General features: G+C 75.4%; 8 protein-coding genes. 4 read left to right on the top strand and 4 right to left on the bottom strand.

Annotated elements, in window-relative coordinates; genetic code table 11:
• Positions 1-210: hypothetical protein (locus PAI11_RS27070; protein ID WP_040599809.1), on the top strand; the 210-nt coding region annotated here is incomplete at its 5' end.
• Between the two features lie 119 nt (positions 211-329).
• Here the strand turns inward: PAI11_RS27070 and PAI11_RS10580 are convergent.
• The gene (locus tag PAI11_RS10580; protein WP_050897204.1) at positions 330-1,190 is read right to left on the bottom strand and encodes a polysaccharide deacetylase family protein; all 861 of its coding nucleotides are present in this window, start codon (positions 1,188-1,190) and stop codon (positions 330-332) included.
• Positions 1,191-1,256: 66 nt separating this feature from the next.
• Entirely contained in the window at positions 1,257-3,284 is a 2,028-nt protein-coding gene (gene tkt / locus PAI11_RS10575; RefSeq protein ID WP_007574157.1) for a transketolase, read from the bottom strand.
• Positions 3,285-3,409: 125 nt separating this feature from the next.
• Between tkt and PAI11_RS10570 the strand changes: the two genes are divergently transcribed.
• The gene (locus PAI11_RS10570; protein ID WP_007574155.1) at positions 3,410-3,895 is read left to right on the top strand and encodes an inorganic diphosphatase; all 486 of its coding nucleotides are present in this window, start codon (positions 3,410-3,412) and stop codon (positions 3,893-3,895) included.
• A 191-nt stretch (positions 3,896-4,086) separates the two neighbouring features.
• On the opposite strand, the gene PAI11_RS10565 is transcribed toward PAI11_RS10570, so the two are convergent.
• A complete protein-coding gene (locus PAI11_RS10565) occupies positions 4,087-4,992 on the bottom strand; it encodes an SDR family oxidoreductase (RefSeq protein ID WP_007574153.1) in 906 nt (301 codons plus the stop codon).
• A 284-nt stretch (positions 4,993-5,276) separates the two neighbouring features.
• On the opposite strand from PAI11_RS10565, the gene PAI11_RS10560 reads away from it, so the two are divergent.
• Both PAI11_RS10560 and PAI11_RS10555 read left to right on the top strand, forming a co-directional pair.
• Positions 5,277-6,485, top strand: coding sequence for a phosphoinositide-specific phospholipase C-related protein (locus tag PAI11_RS10560; protein ID WP_050897203.1), 1,209 nt, complete (start codon positions 5,277-5,279; stop codon positions 6,483-6,485).
• Between the two features lie 117 nt (positions 6,486-6,602).
• On the top strand, positions 6,603-6,797 hold the full coding sequence (locus PAI11_RS10555) for a hypothetical protein (protein ID WP_007574150.1): 195 nt from the start codon (positions 6,603-6,605) through the stop codon (positions 6,795-6,797).
• 22 nt (positions 6,798-6,819) lie between these two features.
• Here PAI11_RS10555 and PAI11_RS10550 read toward each other — a convergent pair whose 3' ends face one another.
• A complete protein-coding gene (locus PAI11_RS10550) occupies positions 6,820-7,545 on the bottom strand; it encodes a sugar transferase (RefSeq protein WP_007574148.1) in 726 nt (241 codons plus the stop codon).
• Positions 7,546-7,632 lie beyond the last annotated feature (87 nt).

The following is a 7,632-nucleotide window of genomic DNA, read 5'->3' as shown; positions in this document are numbered from 1 at the left end:
GCGAGGGCGCGCAAGCGCGCCGCCGCCAAGCGGGCAGCGGCGGCACGCGCAGCGCAGGCCAAGGCGAACGCGCAGGCGCCGCCGACCACGACCGCGACCACGCCGCCGGTGACGACCCCGGCCGCCCCGCCGCCGACCCAGCCGGCCAGTCCGCCGAACCCGCCGCCGACGAGCTACGACGGCGGCGAGGAGTTCAAGCCGGCCGACTAGCCCGGGCGCGTCCCCGGCGCGTGCCTTACGCGCCACCGGCCGCTCGAGCCCGGGGGAGAACGTTGCCGACCCGACGCCGCACCGCGAACGCGACGCCGGCGCACCGCCGCCGGGCAGCCCTACCGCCGTCGCAGCCCCAGCAGGGTCGGCACCGTGACCAGGTGGTAGCCGCGCTTGCGCAGGCCCTTGACGATCCACGGGACCGCCGCGACGGTCTGCGACCGGTCTCCGCCGCCGTCGTGCAGCAGGACGATCGATCCGGGCCGCACCGCCTGCAGGACCCGCGTGACGATCATCCGCGCGCCGGGCCGCGACCAGTCGCCGGGGTCGACGTCCCAGAGCACCGCCTGCTGACCGCGGCGGCGCAGCAGCCGATCGAGCCGCTCGCCGATGTCGCCCCCGGGCGGCCGCATCAGGCATCCGGCATGGCCGACCGCGCGTCGCTCGGCGGCGGCGGTGTCGTCCAGCTGCTGGCGGGTGCGAGCGTCGGCCGGGGCCAGGCTCGGGTGCGACCAGCTGTGGTTGCCGAGCGCGTGGCCACGCCGGACCAGCTGACGGACGACGTGCTGGTAGGGGCCGATCTGCCGTCCCAGCTGGAAGAACGTCGCCCGCGCCCGGCGCCGCTCGAGCTCGCGCAGGATCGGCGCGGTGTAGGGCGAGGGCCCGTCGTCGAAGGTCAGGGCGACGCGGCGACGGCGGTCGCGTGGCCCGTGGCGACGGCGCACCGGCGGGGCGGCGACGCAGGTCAGGCCGTTCGACCGGGTCGGCGCGAGCGTCGCCCGCTGGCGGGCGGAGAGGGTCTCGAACGGCGGCGCGGCCGCCAGCGGCCGAAACCGCCAGCCGACTCCGTCGTCGCCGTGCGCGGGCCGGTCGCCGCTGCCGCCGCAGCCGGCGATCGGCAGCGCCAGCACGAGCGCGCCCAGCACGACGCCCGTCGCACGGCGGCGACGGGCGGCGATCGGATCGGGTCGGCAGGGCACGGGAGCCGGGGGACGGACGGAGCCGGAGCGAGTCTCTCGCCCGCGCCGCGGCGCGTCCACCGCCGCTCAGTCGCCGAGCAGCTGGTGCGCGCGCTCGGCGACGGCCTCGGCGGTGATCCCGAGCTTCTCGAGCAGCTCGCCGCCGGGCGCCGAGGCACCGAAGCGATCGATCCCGACCGCGGCGTCGACGTAGCGCTCCCAGCCGAAGGTCACGCCCGCCTCGACCGAGACCGCCGGCAGGCCGACCGGCAGCACCGACTGGCGGTAGGCCTCGTCCTGGGCGTCGAACAGCTCCCACGACGGCAGCGAGACGACGCGCGCGCCGATCCCCTGCTGCGCCAGCAGCGCCGCCGCGGCGACCGCGACGCCGACCTCGGCGCCGGTGCCGACCAGGACCACGGCCGCCTCGCCCTCCGGGTCGCTGACCACGTAGCCGCCGCGCGGCACGCCGGCCCAGGCGGCCTCGTCGCCGCCGTCGCGGGGCAGCGGGGCGATCCCCTGGCGGCTGAAGGCCAGGACGGCCGGGCCGCTCAGGTCCTCGAGCACCGTCGCCCACGCGACCTGCGTCTCGACGCTGTCGCCGGGCCGGATCACGGTCAGGTTCGGGATCGCCCGCATCGACGCCAGGTGCTCGACCGGCTGGTGGGTCGGGCCGTCCTCGCCGAGCGCGACCGAGTCGTGGGTGTAGACCCAGGCCACCGAGAGGTTCTGGAGCGCCGACAGGCGGACCGCGCCGCGCATGTAGTCGACGAACTGCATGAAGGTCGAGCCGTACGGCCGCACGATCCCGCCGTGGGCGGCCAGGCCGTTGACGATCGCGCCCATGCCGTGCTCGCGGACGCCGAAATGGACGTTCTGGCCCGCGCCCTCGCGGGTGAAGAAGCCGGCCTCGGGCAGCACGGTGTTGGTCGACGACGCCAGGTCGGCGGCGCCGCCGACGAGCGTCGGAACGAACGGGGCGAAGGCGGCCATCGCGCGCTTGCCGCTGATCCGGGTCGCCTCCTTCTCGGCCGGGACGGCCCGCAGCGCGGCCTTCAGCCCGGGCAGCGGCTTGCCGGCCCAGGCGGCGTCCCAGGCGGCGGCGCGGTCGCCGTCGGCGGCCCGCCAGGCGGCGAAGCGCTGCTTCCACGCGGCGTGCTCGGCCGGGCCGCGGTTGCCGGCCGCGAACTGCTCGCGGACGCCGTCGGGCACCAGGAACCGCGCGTCCGGGTCCCAGCCGAGCGCCTCCTTCGTCAGCCGCACCTCGTCCTCGCCGAGCGGCGAGCCGTGGGCCTTGCTGGTGCCCTGCTTGTTCGGCGACGGCCAGCCGATGATCGACTTGACGTGGATCAGGGTCGGGCGAGCCTCGTCCGCCTCGGCCTCGTCGAGCGCGGCGCGCAGCGCGTCGAGGTCGTTGACGTCGGTCACCCGCAGCGTCTGCCAGCCGTAGGCCTGGAAGCGCTGCTCGACGTCCTCGTCGAAGCTCAGCGAGGTCGGGCCGTCGAGCGAGATGTCGTTGTCGTCGTAGAGCACCACGAGCCGGCCGAGGCCGACGTGCCCGGCGAACGACGCGGCCTCCGACGCCACGCCCTCCATCAGGTCGCCGTCCGAGGCGATCACGTAGGTCCGGTGGTCCTGGACCTCGCTGCCGAAGTGCTCGCGCAGGAACTGCTCGGCCGCCGCCAGGCCGACGGCGTTGGAGATCCCCTGGCCGAGCGGGCCGGTGGTGACCTCGATCCCCGGCGTCAGCGGGCTGGCGGGGATGCCGTTGCCGGTGTCGGTCGCGTGGTCGGTCGACTCGCGCTCGGGGTGGCCCGGCGTCCGCGAGCCCCACTGGCGGAACGCCTTCAGGTCGTCGAGCGTCAGGTCGTAGCCGGCCAGGTGCAGCGTCGCGTACTGCAGCATCGAGCCGTGGCCGGCGGACAGCACGAAGCGGTCGCGGTCGGGCCACGAGGGGTCGGCCGGGTCGTGCTTCATCCGCTCGGCGTAGAGCAGGTAGGCGACCGGGGCGAAGGCCAGCGGCAGACCCGGGTGCCCCGAGTTCGCCTGCTGGACGGCGTCGATCGAGAGCGTGCGGATCGTGTTGATGCTGAGGGCGGCGGCGTCGGAGCTCACCGTTGCAGTATTGCGAGCCGCGCGGGTCGGCCTCGACACCCGTCACCCCGGTCCGTCCGGTCGACCGCGTAGGCGCACCGCGATCGGGCGCGCCCGATCCCCTCGCTCCCACTAGGATTCCCCGGGTGTCCGAGCTGCTGATGTTCGTCGAGATCCCCAAGGGATCGCGCAACAAGTACGAGTGGGACCCCGAGGTCGGGGCGATCGTGTTCGACCGCTACCTCTACTCCTCAGTCGTGTATCCGGCCGACTACGGCTTCATCACCGACACCCTCGGCGAGGACGGCGACCCGCTGGACGCCCTCTGCCTGGTGTCGGATCCGACCTTCCCCGGCTGCCGGATCCCGGTCCGCGCGGTCGGCCTCTTCAAGATGATCGACAACGGCGAGGTCGACGACAAGGTCGTCTGCGTCCCCGTCGACGATCCCAACTGGAAGGGCGTCGAGACCCTCGACGACATCTCCGACCAACTGAAGACCGAGATCTCCCACTTCTTCGCGATCTACAAGCAGCCCGAGGGCAAGATCGTCGAGGTCCAGGGCTACCGCAGCCGCGAGGAGGCGCTCGACACCGTCGCCGCCGCCAAGCAGCGGCTGCTCGCCGCCAAGTAGGCGCAGGCGGTCACCGACCTGAAGCACCGCGGGCCGCCCACCGAGGCGGTCCGCGGTCGTTCTGGCCCGCCCGTCGAATCGCCGTCTCGTGATCCGCGCGGCACCGGAATCGCGATCGGACGTCCCAGGGCCGCCCGATCGCCGCCTCGGCCGTCGGCTGCGGCGAGACCGCGATCCGACGGCGCGGGCGCTCAGTCCTCGCCCGCGCCGAGCGACGCCGGCTGGTGGCCGGCCTCCAGGTGCGGATCGCTCTCGGCGGCGCGGACCTCGTAGCCCCGGCGGGCGCTGTGATCGGCCTCGATCAGGGCGACGTCGGCCTTGAGCGCGCGCGCCAGGCCCTCGCGGCCGCGACGCGGCAGGACCCCCATCACGGTGTTCGCGACGCCGGCCGCCTTCGGGACGAAGACGTCGAAGCGCGGGACCTTGAGCGCGTCGACGATCGCCTCGGCGACGTCCTCCGGGGTGGTCGGCTTGACCCCGCGGGTGGCCTTGAGCCCCGTCGCCAGCTCGGTCTGGACGATCGCCGGCATCACGCAGGTGACCTCGACCGGGGAGTCGGCGTAGGCCAGCTCGCCGCGGATCGACTCCGACAGGCCGACCACGAAGTGCTTCGTGCCGCAGTAGGTCGCGACGCCCGGGAAGCCGCCCTTGCCGGCCATCGACGCGACGTTGACCAGGTGGCCGCGGCGGCGCTCGACGAACCGCGGCAGGATCTCCTTGGCGCCGTTGATCACCCCGTAGACGTTGATGTCGATCTGGCGGCGGGTGCTGTCGTCATCCTCCTCCAGGAAGGTGCCGACCGGCATGATCCCCGCGTTGCTGTCGAAGATGTCGATCGGGCCGAGGTCGGCCTCGACGGCGTCGATGAACGCCCGCACCGACTCGCGATCGGTGACGTCGAGCGGGTAGGCGCGGACGGCGGTCCCGCCGCCGCCGAGCTCGGCGGCGGTCTTCTGCGCCAGCTCGAGGTCGAGGTCGCCGATCGCGACCTTGACCCCCTCGCGGACCAGCGCGCGAGCGGTCTCCTTGCCGATGCCACGGGCGCCGCCGGTGATCGCGGCGACCTGTCCGACCAGGACGCGGGGCTGCTTGGCCATTGCTCTTCTCCTGTCTCCGCCGTCCCGGTCGGACGGCCTTCGGGCGCGTGCCCGCCGCTCCGGCAGCGGCGAAAAATGACACCTGCGTCATGTTCGACCCTAGCGAGCTTCGGGCGCGGGCGTCAACGCTCGGCCACCGGCGGTGCGCGGGGCCTCACGGGCCTCACGAGCGTGACGTTCCGGGACGCTCTCCGATCGCTCCGGGTGGGCCCGGGACCGCCGGCCTGGCCCCGCCCGATCCACGGATCCTCCCGCGCCGCCGCTCGCGCACTAGAGTCGAACGCGTGGGGGACGAGGGAGGAAGCGGGGCCCGCTGGGCCCTGGTGGTCGTGGCGCTGCTGGCGATCCTGCTGACGTCGGCGGGCACCGCCGCGTCGCGCGTCGCCGCGGCCGATCGCGCGTGGACCGACCGCGCGCTGGCGCTGCAGGACCGGCTGGCCGGCGACGTGCCGCTGCGCAACCTGCCGTGGGTCTCGACCCACAACTCGTACAACTCGATCGCCGAGATGGGGCTGGCGCTGTCGGTCCTCGATCCCAACCAGCAGCTGTCGCTGGTCGGCCAGCTCGACGCCGGGGTCCGGCACCTGGAGATCGACGTCCACCCGCCGCTGGCCCCGCTCCCCGACCTGGGGCTCGGTGGGGCGACGACCTGCCACAGCGTCTGCACGCTCGAGAAGCCGTTCGCGGTCGTCCTCGGCGAGATCGCGGGCTGGCTGCGCGCGCATCCCGACGAGGTCCTGATGCTCTACGTCGAGTCGCACCTGGCGGGCGCCGCCGGCAACGCGGGCTCCGACGCCGCGGCGGCCACGATCGCGGCGGCGTTCGGCGACCTCGTCCTGCGCCCGGCCGGCGGTGCCGGTCGCTGCACGCCGCTGCCGCTGGAGCAGACCCGCGAGCGGCTGCTGGCCAGCGGCCGCCGGGTGCTGCTCTTCGGTCCCTGCGGCAGCGGCGGCGCCTGGCCGTCGTACGTGTTCGACGAGCGCGGGCGCCTGACCGGCTCCGACAACGGCCGGCTGCGCGAGCCGCCCGACTGCGGCCCGGACTTCACCCGCGCGCAGTACGAGGCGTCGCCGATCCGCTACTTCGAGGACCGGACCGTCGTCGGCGCCCTGACCGGCGGCCCGGACCCGATCGACGCCGCCCTGACGCGGCGGATGGTCCGCTGCGGCGTCGAGATCATCGGCTTCGACCAGCTGACGCGCGACGATCCGCGCCGCGAGGCGCTCGTCTGGAGCTGGGCACCGGGACAGCCGGCCGCGGGCGACTGCGCCGTCCAGCGCCCCGACGGCCGCTGGGCCTCGCGCTCCTGCGACGAGCGCCACCGCGTCGCCTGCCGCGCCGCCGACGGCCGCTGGAGCGTCTCCGAGCGCGCGGTCACGGCCCGCGCCGCCCCACGCGAGTGCCGGACGCCGGGAGCGGTCAACGGCGTCCCGCGGACCGGGCGCGAGGGCTGGCTGCTGCAGCGGGCGGCGATCGGCGCCGGCGACGTCTGACTCGGCGAACGGCAGCGCGACCTGCGCTGGACCCGGGTCGAGCGCGGCGACTGCCCGCCGACGCTCGGCGATCCCGAGCGCCGCTGGCGGGTTCGGCGGGGCGTCGCCAGCGGGGTCGTGCGGCTGCGGTTCGCCTGCACCGGCGAGCGGCTGACGCGGAACCTGACGGTCCGCGGAGGGCGGCGGACCGTGCGGGCCCGGAGCGAGCGGCGGATTCGCGTCCCGGTCGCCCCCGGAGCGCGCCGGCTGACCGTCCGCTTCAGCCACCGCGGGCGGCCGCTGCGGGCGGTGGTCGCCCTGGAGCGGCGCTGAGCGGTCAGCGGCGTCGCGGCGGTCAGGCGACCGGATCGTCGCCGTCGCGCCAGGCCGCGCCGTCGCGGCCGACGCCCTCGCCGCCGAGCACGACCCGCACGGTCCGCAGCAGGATCCGCAGGTCCAGCAGCAGCGAGCGATGCGCGACGTAGAAGCGGTCCAGCTCGATCCGCTCGGGCCAGCTGAGCGTCGTCCGGCCCTGGATCTGGGCCCAGCCGGTGAGGCCGGGACGGACCAGCAGCCGCTCCCGCTGGCGATCGTCGTAGCGCTCGACCTGGACCGGGACCGTCGGCCGCGGCCCGACGATCGCCATCTCGCCGCGGACGACGTTGACCAGCTGCGGCAGCTCGTCGATCGACGTCCGCCGCAGCAGCGCGCCGAGGCGGGTGATCCTGGCGTCGCCCTGCTCGATCGCCAGCCCGGCGCCCATCCGCTCGGCGCCCTGGACCATCGTCCGCAGCTTGAGGACGTCGAACGCGCGACCGTCGCGGCCGACCCGCCGCTGGCGGAAGATCGGATCGCCGGGCGACTCCAGCCGCACCGCCAGCGCGACCAGCGCCAGCGGGATCCCGAGCACCAGCAGCGCGCTGCCGGCGACGACGACATCGAAGGCGCGGCGGACCCGATCGGCGACGGCGGCGCCCGCGGGACGGGCGATCGGGCCGTCGGGGCCGACCTGCAGGCCGGCGTCGCGCATCGCCCGCCGCAGCGCGGCGTGGCGGTCGGCGGGATCGACGGGGGCGCTCATCGCGCGGCCGCCTCGGCGAGCGGCACTCCGCGGCCGGTGACGACCGACCTCATCGCGTGCCCTCCGCCGGGTCCCAGCCGGCGGGCG

The organism is Patulibacter medicamentivorans (assembly GCF_000240225.1).
Classification (GTDB): Bacteria; Actinomycetota; Thermoleophilia; order Solirubrobacterales; family Solirubrobacteraceae; genus Patulibacter; species Patulibacter medicamentivorans.
This window is presented reverse-complemented; position numbering and strand designations above follow the sequence as displayed.